The organism is Pseudoduganella sp. LjRoot289 (genome assembly GCF_964252925.1).
Classification (GTDB): domain Bacteria; phylum Pseudomonadota; class Gammaproteobacteria; order Burkholderiales; family Burkholderiaceae_D; genus Rugamonas.
The window spans coordinates 4,209,492-4,226,306 of record NZ_CAXUPN020000001.1 but is presented as its reverse complement, the minus strand read 5'-3'; the positions used below and the strand labels follow the sequence as shown (position 1 = coordinate 4,226,306).

Genomic DNA, 16,815 nt, shown 5'->3' with positions numbered 1-16,815 from the left:
AAACCCCGCCGTATCGCTACGGCGGGGTTTTTTGTTGCCTGCTCCAAGTCGATTAATACTTGTAGTTGGCGCTCACGTAGAAGGTACGGCCCACGGAGCTGGCGTAGCGCGGATCATAGCCCAGCTGGTGCGAACCGGTGTTACGCAGGGACAGCGGCGGATCGCGGTCGGCCAGGTTGGTCACGCCCAGGGTCAGCTCCAGGTTCTTCAGGACGCGGTACTGGGTCTGGAAGTCCAGGGTGACATAGCTAGGCACGTCCAGTTGCACGTCCACGCAATCCTGCGCAGCGTCGTTGGTGTTGACCGCACAGTTGTCGATGTCGTGGTGCTTGTCCTTGTAACCGTTGCGGTAGTTCGCGGTCAGGGTGCTGGTCGAGCGGCCCAGTTCATAGGTGGCGGACGCTTTCACCACGTTGCGGAACTGTACCTTGTCGTCGCTGCCGAACTGGTCCAGGCTGGTTTCCCACTGGTCATCCGTACCCGGGGTGGTGTAGCGCGACTTCAACATATGCGTACCGGCCAGGCGGGCGGTCAGCTTGCCGTCCCAAACTCTCTGCTTGAACAGCAGGTCGTAGTCGATACCCTGGTTTTCCTGACGGCCGATGTTGATCGGAGCCAGGATGATGGCCAGGGTCCGCTTGTTGGTCGATGCCTTGAACTTGGTGGTGTACAGGTCGATGTACTTGTTCGGATCGGCGGCGATCAGCGCTTCGCTGACGCTGGTGACGGCGTTGCGGATTTCCACGTTCCAGTAGTCGAACTTGGCGCTGAAGGCTGCGTTCGGCTCGAATACAAAGCCTGCCGACCACTGCTTGGACTTCTCAGGCACCAAGGCTGGGTTGCCGCCCTGGAACACTTCCAGCTGGTTGCGGCCGTCGCAGTACTGGGCCAGCGGGTGGCTGGCCAAGCCGTTGGCTGCGCTCAGCGGGCAGTTGTAGGTGCCGCCGGTGACGCCGAAGTCGGTCTGTGGCTGGCCGATATCCTTCATCGACGCTGCCTTGAAGCCTGTGCCGTAGGCGGCGCGGAACACCAATTCCTTGGTCGGCTGGTAACGGGTGCTGACCTTGTAAGTGGTCGCCGACTGGTCTTCGCCGATCGATTTGGCGTTCAGGCCGTCGCTGATCTTGGTCACGCGGTCATAGCGCGCCGAACCGGTCACTTCCAGCTCCTTGATCACAGGCAGCACCAGCTCGGCGAATGCGCCGCCGTTCTTGCGCGAGAAGTCGAAGGCTGGCTGGTCGTCGTCGAACAGGATTTCGGAGTGGCTCACGGCGGGGTTGCCGCTCTGGGTGTAGGTGGTCTTGCGGAAGTCCGCGCCCACGCCCAGCTGTGCCTTGCCGGCAGGCATGGAGAACAGCTCGCGCGTGCCGCGCACATCGAAGCCCTTCATTTCGATTTCGGTGTTGCTGTAGTTGCCGGTGTAGCCGGTGCCGTTCAGCGCGGTCTTCATCGCTTCAGGCATCTCGCCCAGCGCGTACGGGAACGGATCGATGGTGCCGGCGGTCAGCGCCGCGTTGAATTTGTCGGCCAGCGGGAAGCCGCCGACATAGTTGGTAGGCGCCTTGTTGCGCGAGAAGGTCAGGGCCGAGTTCAGGTCCCAGCCTGCGGCTACACCTTCAACGCCGGCGACCACGTTGGTGGTCTTGCTGGCGTAGTCGTAGGCGCGGCCGCCCATGTCCTGCAGGCGGTATTTCACGGTGGCCGAGGTCATCGTGTTCAGCTGCTGCGCGGTCAGGTAGGGCTGGACGTACTTGGTGAACAACGGCGAGCTCTTGGCCAGCGAGAATTCAGCCGGGTACGGCGCGATGGTGGCGTAGATGTGGGCGTCGTTCAGCGTCACTTCGCTGAAGGCGGTAAAGCCCGATTGGCCCAGTTTCAGCTTGCCTGCGGCGTAGAAGCTGTCGCGCTTGATTTCCGGGGAGATTTCCACCGAGGAGGTGTAGTCGAAGTAGCACTGACCATCGCCCAGGTCGACATGTTTCGGCGGGCACTTGCCATTGATCTTCAGGTAAGGGTTGACGCTGACGGTCTTGTTGGCGCCGGCTGCGTTCACGTAGCCCACGGTGACGTTAGGCGGGATCGAACGGGAAGAACCGTTGAAGAACTGCAGGGGTGTGCCGGTCTTCGGGTCGTTGAAATTGATGATGCCGGTCGACGCGAAGGGACGCTGGGCGGCGGTCATGCGCTCCTGCTCCTGGTGGCTGCCCGACAGGAACAGCGACCAGCCGTCGTTTTCCACGTCGCCCCAGCCCTTGGAGACGCTAACCGACTTGTCTTTGGCGCCCGGATGCTGCGGCTTGCTGTACTTGGCGTCTATCGTCAGTGGCGACGCGCCTTTTTTCAGGATAAAGTTCAGTACGCCGGCGATCGCGTCGGCGCCGTACAGGGCGGAGGCGCCGTCGGTCAGCACATCGATGCGCTCGATAGCTGCCAGCGGGATTGAATTAATGTCGATGGTGGTGCCGGAGGTGGCGGGCGCGATGCGGCGGCCGTTGACCAGCACCAGGGTGTAGGCTTCGCCCACGCCGTGGATCGATGCGGTGGTGATGCCGCCGCCGCCGCCGCCGACCGAGTCGGCCGCCACGGTGAAGCCTTGCATCACAGGCAGTTGCTGCACAAAGTCGGTGACCGAGGTCACGCCTGCGCGCTGGATGTCTTTCTGGCTAAACGACTGCACCGGCAGCGATGCTTCGGCGGCGATGCGCTTGATACTCGAGCCGGTAATTTCGACGCGCTGAATCGATTCTGGCGCTGCTTGTTGCGCGTACGCCGCTTGCATGCCGACGGCGACGCCGGCGGCGCAGATCAGGCGTACGGAGCGGGACAAGATTGTTTCCTTCATCATTTAACTACTCCCAGTATGTGATGCGTAAATAACGGCTTCTTGGGCCGGTTGAAAGATGTTAAATCTCTTCGGTGATACAAACGTGCCATTGGATAGATAGCCATGCTTGCTCATATGCTCATGTAATCACCCGGGGAAAGGGGTGTCAACGTAGAAATTTTGCCTCTGTAAGCTGGCGAGCTGAAGTAAGGGAAACGCGCAGGCCGATCCAGTTCTGAGCCTTGTAGGCAAGTCGTAGCCAAAATCAGTGAAGATCGCGGAACTAGCGAACATCTTTGACCATTTGGCAAAACGAGTTGACTAATATGCAAGTGCTGGTGGCGGCATTCGGTCCCTGCTTAGTAGGCGGCAACTAGAGGGCTCGATTGTCCCTTTTTTGCTACAAAACGATGCGCGTTGCTACCTATTGCTACAGCTGGCGACGGGTGGTGTGAGGTGGCGGCCGAGTAAATAGACCCGCCGCCGGATCGCCCGGACGGCGGATTTTGATACTGCTTACCAGTTCACTTGGGTGTCAGCCCCGCTCAGAAGGTATAGCTGCCGCGCAGGTAGAGCGCACGGCCGACCGCGTCGGTGTAGCGCGGATCGTAACCCTTCTGGAACAGCGTGCCCTGGTTGGAGAACGGCGGTTCCTTGTCCAGCAGGTTCTTCACGCCGCCGGTCAGCGTCAAGCCCTTGATGCCGGTGTAAGTGGCCGACAGGTTCCACAGGCTATAGGACGGCACTTCGTTCAGGAACTGGGCAGGGATGTCCAGGTTCTGGTCGGTGTAGCCGGTCTTGAAGGACTGCGCCAAGGTTGCAGCCCAAGCGCCTTGACGCCAGTTCAGCACGGCATTGTGTTTCCAGCGGAAGACCGGGTTGTTGGCGGCGTAGCGGCCCACGTTCTGGGTGTACGGGCCGTCGCGCTCGTCCTGGTACTCATACTTGTGGACATAGGTGCCGTCCAGCGTGAAGGTGATGCTGCCGTAGGCGGTGGAGCCGGAACGCAGCGTCAGGCTGACGTCGACGCCGTCGGTGTTGACCTTGCCCAGGTTTTCCTTCGGATCCGAGATCGCGAACGGCGAGCCGTCCGGATTGCGCAGGAAGCGGTCCTTGTACTTGGCGTAGTTGCCGTAGATGGCTTCTTCCGGCAGGTAGTTGATCTTGTCCTTGAGCTTGATGTTCCAGTAATCCATCGCCAGCGTGGCTTGCGGAATCGGCTCGATGACGATGCCGGCCGAGAAGGTCTTCGACTTCTCCGGGCTCAGGTTAGCATTGCCGCTCTGCAGTTTGAACTGTTGCAGGTCGCAGTCGCGCAGTGGATTGGCGATCGGGTTGCTCGAAATCACGCCGCCCGGGCACAGGATGGGATCGTTGTAAGAATTGTTGGTGTCGTTCTTCGACGCCGGCGCGTTCTTCTCAAACAGCGTCGGGGCGCGGAAACCGGTCGAGGCCGAGCCGCGCAGCAGCACTTCCTTGGTCGGCTGGTAGCGCACGCCCAGTTTCGGGTTGGTGGTGTTGCCGGCGTCGCTGTAATCATCGAAGCGGGTGGCGAAGTTGACTTCCAGGTCTTTCAGCAGCGGCATGTTCAGCTCGCCGAAGATGGCCTTGACGGTGCGCGAACCGGCGGTCGACTGCGAGCCCGACAGACCCGAGCTGGCGGCTTGGCCGGCGATGTCGCGGTTGACGAAGAAGTCGGCTTCTTCGCGGCGCAGTTCGCCGCCGACCGCCACTGCCATTTTGCCGCCGGCCAATTCCATCAGGTCGCGGCTGGCTTTGGCGTCGATGCCGGTGTTGCGGGTTTTGCCGGTCTGTACCTTGCCGCGCAGGGCGACGCTGTCCAGGTAGGCTTTGCCGGTCGCGTCCTGCTTGCCAAAGGGGTTCAGGATGCCGTTGAAGACGCCGGCGGCGAACGATTCGTCGCGCACATAGCCGCCGGTGAACCATTCGGAGGAGCGGCTCTCGGACAGCGTGAACGCGGTCTTGTAGTCCCAGCCGCCGGCCAGGCCTTCGGCGCCGATGCTGAGGCGGTCGGACGCGCCCAGGGAGTTGATCTCGCGCTGGCCCGCTTCCGTCGGACGCCAGTTGACCGACAATGGCTGGCCGGACAGGCCGGCTTGCGCCGGCACGCCGCCGCCGGGGTTGCCCGGGTAATATTTGCTGCTCTTCGGCAGGATCAGGCCGGTCTGCGGCGGCGGCGCCGTGTGCGACAGCACGTCGTTCTCGGCGTGCAGGTACTCGATATTGGCCTGGTGGTCGTTATTGATCTTGAAGCTGGCCTTGCCGAAGAAAGCCATTTGCTTTTGCGCTGGCAGGTCGTCGATCAGGCGGGTGTAATCCTGGCGGCAGGTGCCGTTGCTGGCGCGCGGCACCGAGAAGGGCTGGTCGCAGCCGGTGGCGAAGCCGGGGTTGCCGGTCTTGTTCGAGCCCGGATCGAAATAGTTACCCGGGTAGGTAGTGCCCGAGGTCAGGTTCAGGCCGCGCTCGGGAATCACGCCGGTCTTCGAGAACTCGCGCTGCTGCGAAGTCAGGATGTCGAGCTTGTGGTAGTCGAACACGCCGAAGAAGTTGTAGCCGTCCTTGTCCAGGTCGCCGAAGCCACTGGAGATGTTGACGCGCTTTTCATCGGCGCCGGCAGCGCGCGGCAGCAGCACTTCGGCGGTGACCGTGGTCGCTTGCACCGAGCGCTTGGTGATGAAGTTGATCACGCCGCCGATGGCGTCGGTGCCGTAGATGGCCGAGGCGCCGTCGCGCAGCACTTCGACGCGCTCCAGCGCGGAGACCGGGATGATGTTCAGGTCGACGCTGGCGCCGTCGTACGGGTGGTTGGCAATGCGGCGGCCGTTCAGCAGCACCAGGGTCTTGTCGCTGCCCAGACCGCGCAGGTCGGCGCTGGACTGGCCGCCGGTCGGCAGGCCGGAGCTGTTGCCGCCGACCACATTGCCGGAGCTGAAGCTGGAGCTGTTCGACGGAATGCGGTCCAGCACTTCCTGGGCCGTGGTCAAGCCTTGCTTGACGAAGTCTTCTGCTTTGAAGACGGTCAGCGGATTGGCCGTTTCCGATACCAGGCGCTTGATCGAGGAACCGGTCACTTCGACCCGTTGCATTGCCGGTTCCGACGCTTGGGCGAAGGCGGTTTGCGCCGCCAGGCCGAGACCGATTGCGCAGACGAGGCGCACCGAGCGTGCGATTGCTGTTTCTTTCATCATTGCCAAACTCCCAAAAGATTATCAACTAATGTCATGGGCCTGATGCCGGATAGGCAGGGCCCTGCTTGTGGCAATTCCTTGAAGAAATGTTTGATCTTCAAGAGTGCCATGTAACCATCAGGCGGTTAGCATGTCAATATTGAAATGTTGAATGTGCGGATAATACAACGCACGGCTTATGCGGTCTTTCGCAAAAGCTTATTTTGTGCAGATGGCGGAGAAGAGTGGAGGATTGCTCATCAAGCTTGCGTGCAGATGCTGTGAAATTGCCGTTATTTGCTGCTTAATAGCATTTTTTGGAGCGCAAGCGCGGCCTGAAATTGGCTCAGCCGCTGGCGTAGATTTGTCGGTGCCGAGGCAGTGGCGGTGATAGTGTCGAGCACGCCGACTTTTGCCGTCGCCAGAGTCTTGGTCAACAAGTTGTATAGTCTTGTTGTTGGAGATGCGCGACGAAAAAGAGGGCGGTGCTCGCGCACCGCCCCCTCAAGGCATTCTATCTAACAGCTAGGCGATCAGAAGAATTTGTAGTTCACGCCCACTTTGACGTAGCGGCCGATGGCGCCGGAAGCATCCATCGGGTTGTAGCTCAGGCCGCCGTAGGTCAGCGGATCCAGGGGCGCGATCTTGTCCAGCACGTTGTTCATTGACGCGAACAAGGTCAGCTGCTTGCTGAAGTTGTAGCGGGTCGACAGGTCCAGCGTGGTGAAGGAGGCGATTTCGCAGTTGGTGGTGCCTGGCTGGCCGTTGGCCAGGTTGGCGGCGCAAGCCTTGCCTTCGAACAGAATATTCTTCATCTTGGCGCGATAGTTCACGATGCCGTTGAAGTTCCAGTCGCCCAGATCCCAGCTGCCGGTCAGGTTGATCTTGTCCTTAGGCGTGCCGGCGCAGTTCGAGGTGTCGCAGTTGCCGTGGGTGCCAGCGAACTGGTACACGGTGGTGGCGGACTCGTGGCGCTTCCACGATGCAACGTGGGTCCAGGTCAGGCCCAAGGTGGCCTTGCCCCAAGTGCCCATGCGCAGGCGCTGCTTGATATCCAGGTCCACGCCGCTGATTTCGGTGAAGCTCGAATTGCGGTATGGCGCCTGGGTCAGCACCAGGGTGCCCGAGTTAGGGATGACTACGCCGTTCTGGATCAGGTTGTTGTCGTTGCGTACGGCGGTCGGGAGGGCGGCCGCTTCGTTGTACGGCAGCGGGTTGATCTCGTCCGAACGCTTGATTTTCCAGGCATCCAGCGTGACGCCGGTGTCGGCCAGCACATCCCATACTACGCCCAGGGTGTAGCCCTTGGAGGTTTCTGGACGCAGATTGGCATCGCCCACTTTTACGGCAGCAACGCCGATGCCGCAGTCGGTGGTGGTGGCGCCGCCCGGTGCAGGCGTCTTGCCGTTCGGGCAACGGATCGGATCGGCCACGGTGGATGTTCCGGTCGATTGCGACGACGAGCTGCCTTCAGCCGCGCCTGGGGCACGGAAACCTTCGGTGTAGGTACCGCGCAGCGCGAACGACTTCAGCGGAGTCCACTTGGCGCCGACTTTTGGCGTGGTCGACTTGAAGTTGTCGTATTTGTCGTAACGCACGGCGGCGCTCAACTCGACGTTCTTGATCACCGGCGCCAGGATTTCGGCGTAGATCGCCGATACCTTGGTGTCGCCAAAGGCGGCAACGTAGCTGGCGTTGATCGAACCGTCGGAGGTGCCCGTCAGCGACGGGTTGGACAGTTTTTCCTGGCGGTGCTCGGCGCCGATCGCGATGCCGGCGTTGCCGCCTGGGAGGGCGAACAGTTCACGCGTGGCCTTGAAGTCGATCACGTCCAGCTTGGTGGTCGAATCCGAAGTGGCGTTGGTCACCATAGCGGCGTACAGCGAAGCCGGGTTCTTGTTCGCCTGCGCGCCGATGTAGTAGGGGAAGAACGGCGATTTCGGATCGCCCAGCGCCGCTACCAGCACCTTCATGTTCAGCATATTGCTGTAGTCCAGGTGCAGCTTGGACTCGGAGTGGGTGTAGCCGGTATCGTAATCCCAGCCCATGGCCGAACCCTTGACGCCGACCACGAAGCGTGAGAACTCGTTGTTGGCGGTACGGGTGCTTGGGCCGACGTCGAAAGCGGCATAGCGGATGCGGGTCGCGGCGCCGAACGGGTTCTGCGGGTGGCTGGCGGCCATCAGGTTCCGGTTGCCGAAATTGATGAAGCCTTGCGGGTTGGCCGCGTTGCGCGGGAATGCCACGGTCGGGGTGACGCTAGGCGGGATGATCGTGAACGCGGTGTCGCGCTTGGAGTAGCCCGCTTCCACATACGCTTGCATGTTGTCGTTCACCTGCCAGGTGCCGCGCGAGTACAGGTTGATCGATTCGATCTCAGGCTGCATGTCGCGGAACTGGTCGTGATGGTACAGGCAGCCGCCATTGGCGCCGGTCTGGTTGGTGGTCGCGCTGAGTGCCGCGCAGCCAGGCAGGCCGATGTAAGGAGGATTCTCGGCCTTCAGCGGGTCAGGGTCACGGATCGCGCCTGCCGGGCCTGGGCTGGCGTTGTTCGGGCCTGCGATGTAACCGCCCGCGAACTGGGTGCCGATCGGGAAGCCATACGGACGCAGGTCGCCATGGCCGATGTGGCCGCGGTCGGCGCGGTCGCTGTTTTTCAGCTTGTCCGACTGCATGTATTCCGCGTTCAGCACGAAGTTGTACTTGTCGGTGTCCAGGTTGCCCTTGCCGAACGAGACCGAAGCCTTGTTCTGCTTGGCATCGCTGTAGCGCGAGGTGCCGGTGTCGGCTTTGACTTGCAAGCCTTCGAAGTCCTTGCGCAGGATGATGTTGACCACGCCGGCGATAGCGTCGGCGCCATAGGTCGACGAAGCGCCGTCCTTCAGGATCTCGATGCGCTCGACGATTTGCATCGGCACGGTGGACAGGTCGGTGAAGCTCTTCTGGCCGTCGTCGGCACGGGCGAAAGGCGCCATGCGGCGGCCGTTCAGCAGTACCAGGGTGGAGGTGGCGCCCAGGCCGCGCAGCGAGATGGCGGTGGAGCCGGCGGCGAAGCCGTTGCCGAAGCCGGTAGGCAGGGAGCCAGCGCCGTCCACGGTCAGGGTCTGCAGGTATTCTGCCACGGTCGCTTTGCCCGACTTCAGCAGCTCTTCGCGGCCGATCAACTGGATAGGCGATGCGGTTTCGGCGGTTGCGCGCTTAATGCTCGAACCGGTAATTTCCACGCGCTGGACGTTCGCGTTGGCATCTTGTGCCATCGCCGGCGTTGCCAGCAAACCTGCTGCAACCACGCTGCCCGAGAATATCAGGCGCACGGAACGTGCCATAACTGTTTCCATCATCATGCTAAAAAACCTCCAACTAAGAATAAACAAACGAGCGACCGCGTTAGCTTTTTGTTAAAGCTATCTTTAATCAAGGTCTCTGCGCTCCAGTTGAGTAAACGTCTTTGCATTTACCCAAGTGAACGATGAGATCACTTGTGATAAGGGACTGTCAAGACGAGCGCGACAGCTGTATCACGTTTCGTACCGGTTCGAGGGCTGTATTTCTGGGCAACTTCTGACGTATCCGAACGCAAGTGCGTCCTATTGTGGCGAACTCGGCACATATCGGACCCTGCTGCCGCTGCTATAAATAATTCAGATGTTCGCGGCATATTGTTACTTTTTGGCGACACTTGGATGTAAAAAGGGCGGTGATCGCTCACCGCCCTCGGGCCCTGATTTGTCTTCAGATTACTTATTTGAAGGAATAGGTCGCGCCAACCTTGAAGTAGCGGCCGATGGCGCCGGAGGCGTCCATCGGGTTAAAGCTCATGCCGCCGTAGGTCAGCGGGTCCAGCGGTGCGATCTTGTCGAACACGTTGGCCACCGACGCGAACAGCTGCAGGTTCTTGCTGAAGTTGTAGCGGGTCGACAGGTCCATGGTGGTGAACGATGCCAGCTTGCAGTCCTGAGGGGCTGCGGTGCCGTCGGCAAACTTGGAGGCGCAGATGTCGCCTTCATATTTGATGTTCTTCATGCTGTCGCGGTAGTTCACGTTGGACGCGAAGTTCCAGGCGCCGATGTCCCACGAAGCGGACAGGGTGGCCTTGTTCTTCGGCGTGCCGGCGCAGTTCGAGGTGTCGCAGTTGCCGTGGGTGCCGGCGAACTGGTATTGCACCGTGTCGGACTCGGCGCGCAGCCAGGACGAGATGTGCGTCAGGTTCAGGCCGATGACGGCCTTGCCCCAGGCGCCCAGGCGCAAACGCTGCTTGACGTCCAGGTCGACACCGGTCACTTCGGTGAAGCTCGAGTTGCGGTAGGCGCCAGACACCACCAGCAGCGAGCCGGTGTTCGGGATCACCTGGCCGGCGGCGTTCTTCAGGTTGTTGTCGTTGCGCACTGCGGTCGGGGACTGCGCCGCTTCGGCGTAGGACACCGGGTTGATCTCGTTGCTGCGCTTGATCTTGAAGGCGTCGATGGCGATGCTGTTGCCTTCGAACGGATCCCAGACCATGCCCAGGGTGTAGCCTTTGGATTCTTCAGGCTGCAGGTTCGGGTTGCCGACCTTGATCGAGCTGACGGTGATCGAGCAGTCGGTGGCGCTGGCGCCAGCCGCCGGCGTGCCGCCCGGGCAACGGACAGGGTCGCGCACCGGGGCGCTGCCCACTGCCTGGCTCAGCACGTTCGACTCGGCCGCGCTAGGAGCGCGGAAGCCTTCGGTGTAGGTGCCGCGCACGGCGAAGTTCTTGGCCGGGGTCCATTTCGCGCCCAGTTTCGGCGTGGTCGAATTGAACTGGTCGTAATGGTCGTAACGCAGGGCCGCCGTCAGTTCCACCGACTTCAGCACCGGCAGCAGCACTTCGGCGTAGACCGCCGACACGTTGTTCTTGCCGAACGCCGCGGTGTAGCTGGAGTTGATCGAGCCGTCCGAAGTGCCGCTCAAGCTAGGGTTGCTCAGCGTCTCGCGGCGGTGTTCGCCGCCGATGGCCAGGCCCATATTGCCGCCCGGCAGGGCCCACAGCTCGCGCGTGGCCTTGAAGTCGGCGATCATCAGCTTGGTGCTGGAGTCGGACGTGGCGTTGGTCACCAGGGCCGAGTACAGCGCGGCCGGATTCTTGCCGGCCTGGGCGCCGATGTAGTACGGGAACAGCGAGGACTTCGGATCGCCCAGCGCCGACTGCAGCGTCTTCATGTTGAACAGATTGCTCCAGTCCAGGTTCAGCTTGGACTGCGAGAAGGTGAAGCCGGTTTCATAATCCCAGCCCTTGACGTTGCCCTTCAGGCCGGCCACGAAGCGGGTGAACTCGTTGGTGTTCTTGCGGGTGCTCGGGCCGACGTCGAAGGCCGAGTAGCGCACGCGCACGGGTACGCCGTACGGGTTCTGCGGGTGGCTGGCGGCCATCAGGATGGTGTTGCCGTAGTTGATCAGCTGGTTCGCGCCGCCGTTGGCGCCCGGGAACACCACGGTCGACGAGGTGGCCGACGGCGTCAGCGTAAAGGCGGTGTCGCGCTCCGAGTAGCCGGCTTCGAAGAAGGCCTGGTGGTCGGCGTTGATCTGGAAGGTGCCGCGCGAATACAGGTTGATCGATTCGATCTCCGGATTCATGGAGCGGAACTTGTCGTGATGCCACAGGCAGCCGCCGTTCGGGTCTTGCGGCGCCGAGGAGGAGAACTGGTCGCAGCCCGGCAGGGAGACGTACTGGCCGGTTTTCGGGTTCAGCAGCGCGCCGGTCGGCGATGGCGACGCGGCGCCGTTGGTGATGTAGCCGCCGGCGTACTGGGTGCCCACGCCATAGCCCCAAGGGCGGATGTCGCCGTGGCCGATCCAGGCGCGGCTGCCGCGGTCGGAAGCCTGCAGGCCGTCGGTGTGGCTGTACTCGGCGTTGAAGACGATGTTGTACTTGTCGTCGTCCAGGTTGCCCTTGCCGGCGGTCAGCGAGATCTTGTTCTGCTTGGCGTCCGAGTAGCGCGAAGCGCCGGTGTCGGCCTTGATCTGCAAGCCTTCGAAGTCCTTCTTCAGGATGATGTTGACCACGCCGGCGATGGCGTCCGCGCCGTACAGCGAGGAAGCGCCGTCCTTCAGCACTTCGATGCGCTCGACGATCTGCATCGGGATGGTCGACAGGTCGGTGAAGCTCTTCTGGCCGTCGTCGGCACGCGCGAACGGCGCCATGCGGCGGCCGTTCAGCAGCACCAGGGTGGAGGTCGCGCCCAGGCCGCGCAGCGAGATGCCGGTGGCGCCAGCGGCGAAGCCGGAGCCGAAGCCGGTCGGCAGGGAGCCGGCGCCGTCGGCCGACAGGGTCTGCAGGTACTCGGCCACGGTGGCTTTGCCCGACTTCATCATGTCGTCGCTGGTCAGGACCTGGATAGGCGACGCGGTTTCAGCGGTCGCGCGTTTGATGCTCGAGCCCGTGATTTCCACGCGCTGGACATTGGCGTCTTGTGCAAAAGCTTGCTGGCCCATCAGGCCTGCCGCTACCAGGCTGCCCGAGAAAATCAGGCGCACCGAGCGGGATAAAACCGTTTCCATCATCATTACAACAACTCCCAAGAAGATTTTCGTACGGCAGCCGCCAGTCCACGCAATAGCCGAGCTGAGCCGCATTCGGGTTCCGACGGGGCGCCGAGTTACCGAATGCGGCTCAGGCCGCTGCTTATGGACAAGTTGCATACCAACATTGTCTCCAAAAATCGCAATGTTTTCGAAGAGGGCGCATCAGAACACTGCACTATGGGAATTGTCAATGAAATACATGTAGCAATTTGCGTACAAACAACAGTATTTTTGTTTCCTGATAAGGGCTATGCTGCACTGCGTTTACCTATGAAATATCGATAATATCGCTGCTGTGCCAGTAAACATATTGCAATGCAGCATATTTTGTCCTTGCATGCCGGGCTGCGGCAAGGATGATGGTGGGGGAGCGGGTGCTCCTATAACTTGAGGGAATACCTGCATGAAGTTAGCTCACCGCTTCGGGATGTTTGCCTACGTCCTGCGCCGCCTGTGGCAGATGCTGCCCACCATGCTGGGCGTGGTGCTGCTGGTGTTTTTGCTGTTCAACTGGGTAGGCGGCGACCCGGCCTACATCCTGGCGGGCAAGATGTCCAATGCCGAGAGCATTGCCAATATCCGTAGCCAGCTCGGCGTGGACCAGCCGTACTACGTACAGCTCGGCATATTCCTGAAGCAAATCGTCACCTTCGATTTCGGCCAGAGCTGGGCCACCGGCGAGTCCGTGTCCGACATCATCGCCACGCGCCTGGGGCCGTCGCTGACGGTGCTGGTGCCGCTGACCATACTCGAAACCCTGCTCGGCATCGCACTGGCGCTGGTGGTCGCCTTCGTGCGCGGCTCGCTGCTGGACCGCGCGGTGATGATCGCCTGCACGGTCGGCATGTCGATCTCCATCCTGGTCTACATCATCGTGTTCCAGTACGGCCTGGCCTACCGGATGGGCTGGTTCCCGGTGCAGGGCTGGGGCAACGGTTTCTGGGAAAACCTGCTGCGCTACTCCACCTTGCCCATCCTGATCGGGCTGGCGGTGTCGATCGCACCCACCTTGCGCCTGTACCGCAGCTTCGTACTGGACGAGGTCAACCAGGATTATGTGCGCACGGCGCGCGCCAAAGGGCTGAGGGAGCGCCGCATCATGTGGATGCACGTGCTGCGCAACGCGGCCATTCCCATCATTACGCACGTCATGGCCAACCTGCCGGCGCTGCTGATCGGCGCCTTCCTGCTGGAGCGTTTCTTCGGCATCCCGGGCATCGGGCGGGAGGTGATCCTGGCGGTGGAACGCAGCGACTTCCCCGTCATTAAAGCCATCACCGTGTACGTGGCCGTCGCCACCATGGTGTTCAACCTGCTCACCGACCTGATGTACCAGGCGGTCGACCCACGCGTCCAATTGAAGTAAGGAAGCCGGATGCACAATACACACGCCGCGCCCGGGTTGTGGGCGCTTGCCTGGCGCCGTTTGCGCGCCGACCGCGTAGCCATGGTCTCGCTCGCCGTCGTCGGCGCCTTCATGCTGTTGCTGGCGCTGTCGGCCAGCGGCCTGATCGTTTCGGACTGGGAGGAGGAAGTCGGGGTCAATTACGCGCCGCCATCATTCATGACGGGACCAGCGACCAGTCCTGCGGGCCTCGCCGTATCTTCCGGACGCGCCATCCCGTCGCCGAATGGCGTCGGACCCGTAGGGCGGGTTGGCGCAAGCGTAACCCGCCAAGCTCCGCCGTCCGCCAACGAATTCGACCCGCTTGCCGACGACATCCGCGTCCTGCAGGCCGAGCTTGGCCACGCAAGCGGAGTCGCGCTGCGAAACGAGACTTACGGCATCGTAGACCCTTTGGCTGGCGAACTGAACGAACTCCGCGCCGACATGGCCGGCGGCGGCCCGCAAGGCGCCGCCGCACGCCGCGCCACGCTGCCGTTTGGCGCCGACAAATGGGGTCACGACGTCGTCAAGAAAACCATCAAGGGCGCGGAAACGTCCATCGTGGTCGGCCTGGCGTCGGCGCTGATCGCGGTCGGCCTGGGTACCGTGTTCGGCGCCTTCTCCGGCTTCCACGGCGGCCTGGTCGACGACTTCTTCAACTGGTTCTACAGCATCTTCACCTCCATCCCCTCCATCCTGATGATACTGACGGTAGCGGCGGTCTTGCAGCAAAAAGGCGTGAGCACCATCGTGCTCATCCTCGGCCTGACCGGCTGGACCGGCCCCTACCGCCTGATCCGCGCCGAGTACATCAAGCACAAGGCGCGCGAGTACGTGATGGCGGCGGACGCCATCGGCGCTTCCAGCTGGCGCAAGATGTTCTCGCACATCTTCCCCAACGTCAGCCACGTGGCGCTGGTGCAGATGTCCATCCTCGTGGTCGGCTTCATCAAGGCCGAGGTGATTTTGAGCTTCCTAGGCTTCGGCGTGCCGGTCGGCGTGGTCAGTTGGGGCTCGATGCTGAACGAGGCGCAGAACGAACTGATCCTCGGCAAATGGTGGCAACTGGCGGCCGCCGCCGCCGCGATGGCGCTGTTGGTCACCGCTTTTTCCCTGTTCACCGACGCGCTGCGCGACGCCCTCGACCCGAAAGTGAAGTAAATGGACCACGCCAATTTGCTTGAAGTCCGCGACCTGCGCGTCTCCTTCCGCATCGACAAGAAGACCACCTTCGAAGCCGTCAAGGGCATCAGCTTCGCCGTACCGCGCAACAGCACCGTGGCGCTGGTGGGCGAGTCCGGCAGCGGCAAATCCGTCAGCTCGCTTGCGGTGATGGGCCTGCTTCCGCCGGACAACACCATAATCGATGCCGCAAGCAGCATCCAGTTCCAGGGCGTCGACGTGCTCAAGCTGTCCATCGCCGAGCGGCGCCGCATGTGCGGCAAGGATATTGCGATGATCTTCCAGGAGCCGATGTCCTCGCTGAACCCGGTCTTCACGGTCGGCTACCAGATCGGCGAGGTGCTGCGCCAGCACATGGGCATGGACAGGAAGCAGGCCAGGGCGCGCACGCTGGCGCTGCTGGACGAGGTCGGCATCCCCGATCCGGCTCAAAGGATCGAGGCCTACCCGAGCCAGATGTCCGGCGGCCAGCAGCAGCGCGTGATGATCGCCATGGCCATAGCCTGCGAGCCCAGGCTGCTGATCGCCGACGAGCCGACCACGGCGCTGGACGTCACCATCCAGAAGCAGATCATGGAGCTGATCGCCAGCCTGCAGAAGAAGCACCAGATGTCGGTGCTGTTCATCACGCACGACCTGGGCCTGGTGGGCGAGATCGCCGACCGGGTGATTGTCATGCGCCATGGCGAGGTGCGCGAGGCCGGCGCCACGGCGCAGATTTTCGGCGACCCGCAGGACAGCTATACCAGGGCGCTGCTGCACTGCCGCCCCTCGCTGGATGCGCGCCCGTGGCGCCTGCCGGTCATCAGCGACTATATGGACGGCAGGGGCGGGGAAGGCGCGGCCGGTGCCGGCGTCGAGCGCGGGCAGCGTACGCGCGGCACCGCGCCGGACGACGAGCACGTGCTGGTGGTGGACAATTTGAGCAAAAGTTTCTTCCTGCGCGAGGGCCTGTTCAGCAAGCGCGAGTTCAAGGCGGTGCAGGGCGTGTCGTTCAAACTGCCGCGCGGTAAGACGCTGGGCGTGGTGGGCGAATCCGGTTCCGGCAAAACTACCGTCGGCCTGACGTTGCTGCGCCTGCACCAGGCCACCGGCGGCACCGCCATGTTCGAAGGCAAGGATCTGATGTCCATGCCGGCCAAGGAATACATGGCCTACAAGCGCCGCATCCAGATCATCTTCCAGAATCCCTACGCATCGCTGAATCCGCGTTTCACGGTGGGCCAGATCCTGCTCGAGCCGATGCGGCTGCACGGCATCGGCGCCGACGAGCGCGCGCGGGTGGAGAGCGCCTACCAGTTGCTGGAGAAGGTCGGGCTGCCCGCGCAAGCTTTCCATCGCTACCCCCATGAGTTTTCGGGCGGCCAGCGGCAGCGCATCGCCATCGCGCGCTGCCTGACGATGAAGCCGGAAATCCTGGTGTGCGACGAATCCGTGTCCGCGCTGGATGTGTCGGTGCAGGCGCAAGTGCTGAACCTGCTGCAAGACCTGCAGGACGAGTTCGGCCTGTCCTACATCTTCATTTCCCACGATCTGTCGGTCGTGAAATACATCGCCGACCAGGTGATGGTGATGCACCGGGGTGTCGTGGTGGAGCTGGCGGACTCGGACGAGCTGTACCGCAATCCCACTCATCCGTATACCCGCTCGCTGCTGGCGGCGATCCCGCGCCACGATTTCGGATAAGATAGCAG

General features: G+C 62.1%; 7 protein-coding genes. 3 read left to right on the top strand and 4 right to left on the bottom strand.

Translation table 11 applies throughout. The annotated features are described in order from the left end of the window. Nucleotides 1–52: 52 nt before the first annotated feature. The 4 genes from ACSQ8Y_RS18055 to ACSQ8Y_RS18040 all read right to left on the bottom strand — a co-directional run bounded on the left by ACSQ8Y_RS18055 (nucleotide 53) and on the right by ACSQ8Y_RS18040 (nucleotide 12,534). Nucleotides 53–2,827: a TonB-dependent receptor domain-containing protein gene (locus ACSQ8Y_RS18055; protein WP_436267814.1), complete on the bottom strand. Its 2,775-nt coding sequence runs from the start codon at nucleotides 2,825–2,827 to the stop codon at nucleotides 53–55. A gap of 542 nt (nucleotides 2,828–3,369) precedes the next feature. Next, nucleotides 3,370–6,033 (bottom strand): TonB-dependent receptor, encoded by a 2,664-nt coding sequence (locus tag ACSQ8Y_RS18050; protein WP_436267813.1) that lies wholly within the window; start codon nucleotides 6,031–6,033, stop codon nucleotides 3,370–3,372. Between the two features lie 512 nt (nucleotides 6,034–6,545). Next, complete coding sequence (locus ACSQ8Y_RS18045; protein ID WP_436267812.1) at nucleotides 6,546–9,338, bottom strand: TonB-dependent receptor; 2,793 nt, start codon at nucleotides 9,336–9,338, stop codon at nucleotides 6,546–6,548. 415 nt (nucleotides 9,339–9,753) lie between these two features. Continuing rightward, nucleotides 9,754–12,534, bottom strand: a complete 2,781-nt coding sequence (locus ACSQ8Y_RS18040; protein ID WP_436267811.1) for a TonB-dependent receptor — start codon at nucleotides 12,532–12,534, stop codon at nucleotides 9,754–9,756. Nucleotides 12,535–12,979: 445 nt separating this feature from the next. On the opposite strand from ACSQ8Y_RS18040, the gene ACSQ8Y_RS18035 reads away from it, so the two are divergent. The 3 genes from ACSQ8Y_RS18035 to ACSQ8Y_RS18025 are packed head-to-tail and all read left to right on the top strand — an operon-like array spanning nucleotide 12,980 to nucleotide 16,807. Then, nucleotides 12,980–13,918, top strand: a complete 939-nt coding sequence (locus ACSQ8Y_RS18035; protein ID WP_436269854.1) for an ABC transporter permease — start codon at nucleotides 12,980–12,982, stop codon at nucleotides 13,916–13,918. Nucleotides 13,919–13,927: 9 nt separating this feature from the next. Further along, nucleotides 13,928–15,100 carry an ABC transporter permease gene (locus ACSQ8Y_RS18030; RefSeq protein WP_436267810.1) on the top strand — a complete coding sequence of 391 codons (1,173 nt, stop codon included), beginning with the start codon at nucleotides 13,928–13,930 and terminating at the stop codon, nucleotides 15,098–15,100. Next, entirely contained in the window at nucleotides 15,101–16,807 is a 1,707-nt protein-coding gene (locus ACSQ8Y_RS18025; RefSeq protein ID WP_436267809.1) for an ABC transporter ATP-binding protein, read from the top strand. Nucleotides 16,808–16,815 lie beyond the last annotated feature (8 nt).

What these genes read in the sequence shown, in the direction of transcription:
- ACSQ8Y_RS18050 (WP_436267813.1), bottom strand. Translation starts at nt 6,033, where the DNA reads ATGATGAAAGAAACAGCAATCGCACGCTCGGTGCGCCTCGTCTGCGCA.
- ACSQ8Y_RS18045 (WP_436267812.1), bottom strand. Translation starts at nt 9,338, where the DNA reads ATGGCACGTTCCGTGCGCCTGATATTCTCGGGCAGCGTGGTTGCAGCA.
- ACSQ8Y_RS18040 (WP_436267811.1), bottom strand. Translation starts at nt 12,534, where the DNA reads ATGATGATGGAAACGGTTTTATCCCGCTCGGTGCGCCTGATTTTCTCG.
- ACSQ8Y_RS18035 (WP_436269854.1), top strand. Translation starts at nt 12,980, where the DNA reads ATGTTTGCCTACGTCCTGCGCCGCCTGTGGCAGATGCTGCCCACCATG.
- ACSQ8Y_RS18030 (WP_436267810.1), top strand. Translation starts at nt 13,928, where the DNA reads ATGCACAATACACACGCCGCGCCCGGGTTGTGGGCGCTTGCCTGGCGC.
- ACSQ8Y_RS18025 (WP_436267809.1), top strand. Translation starts at nt 15,101, where the DNA reads ATGGACCACGCCAATTTGCTTGAAGTCCGCGACCTGCGCGTCTCCTTC.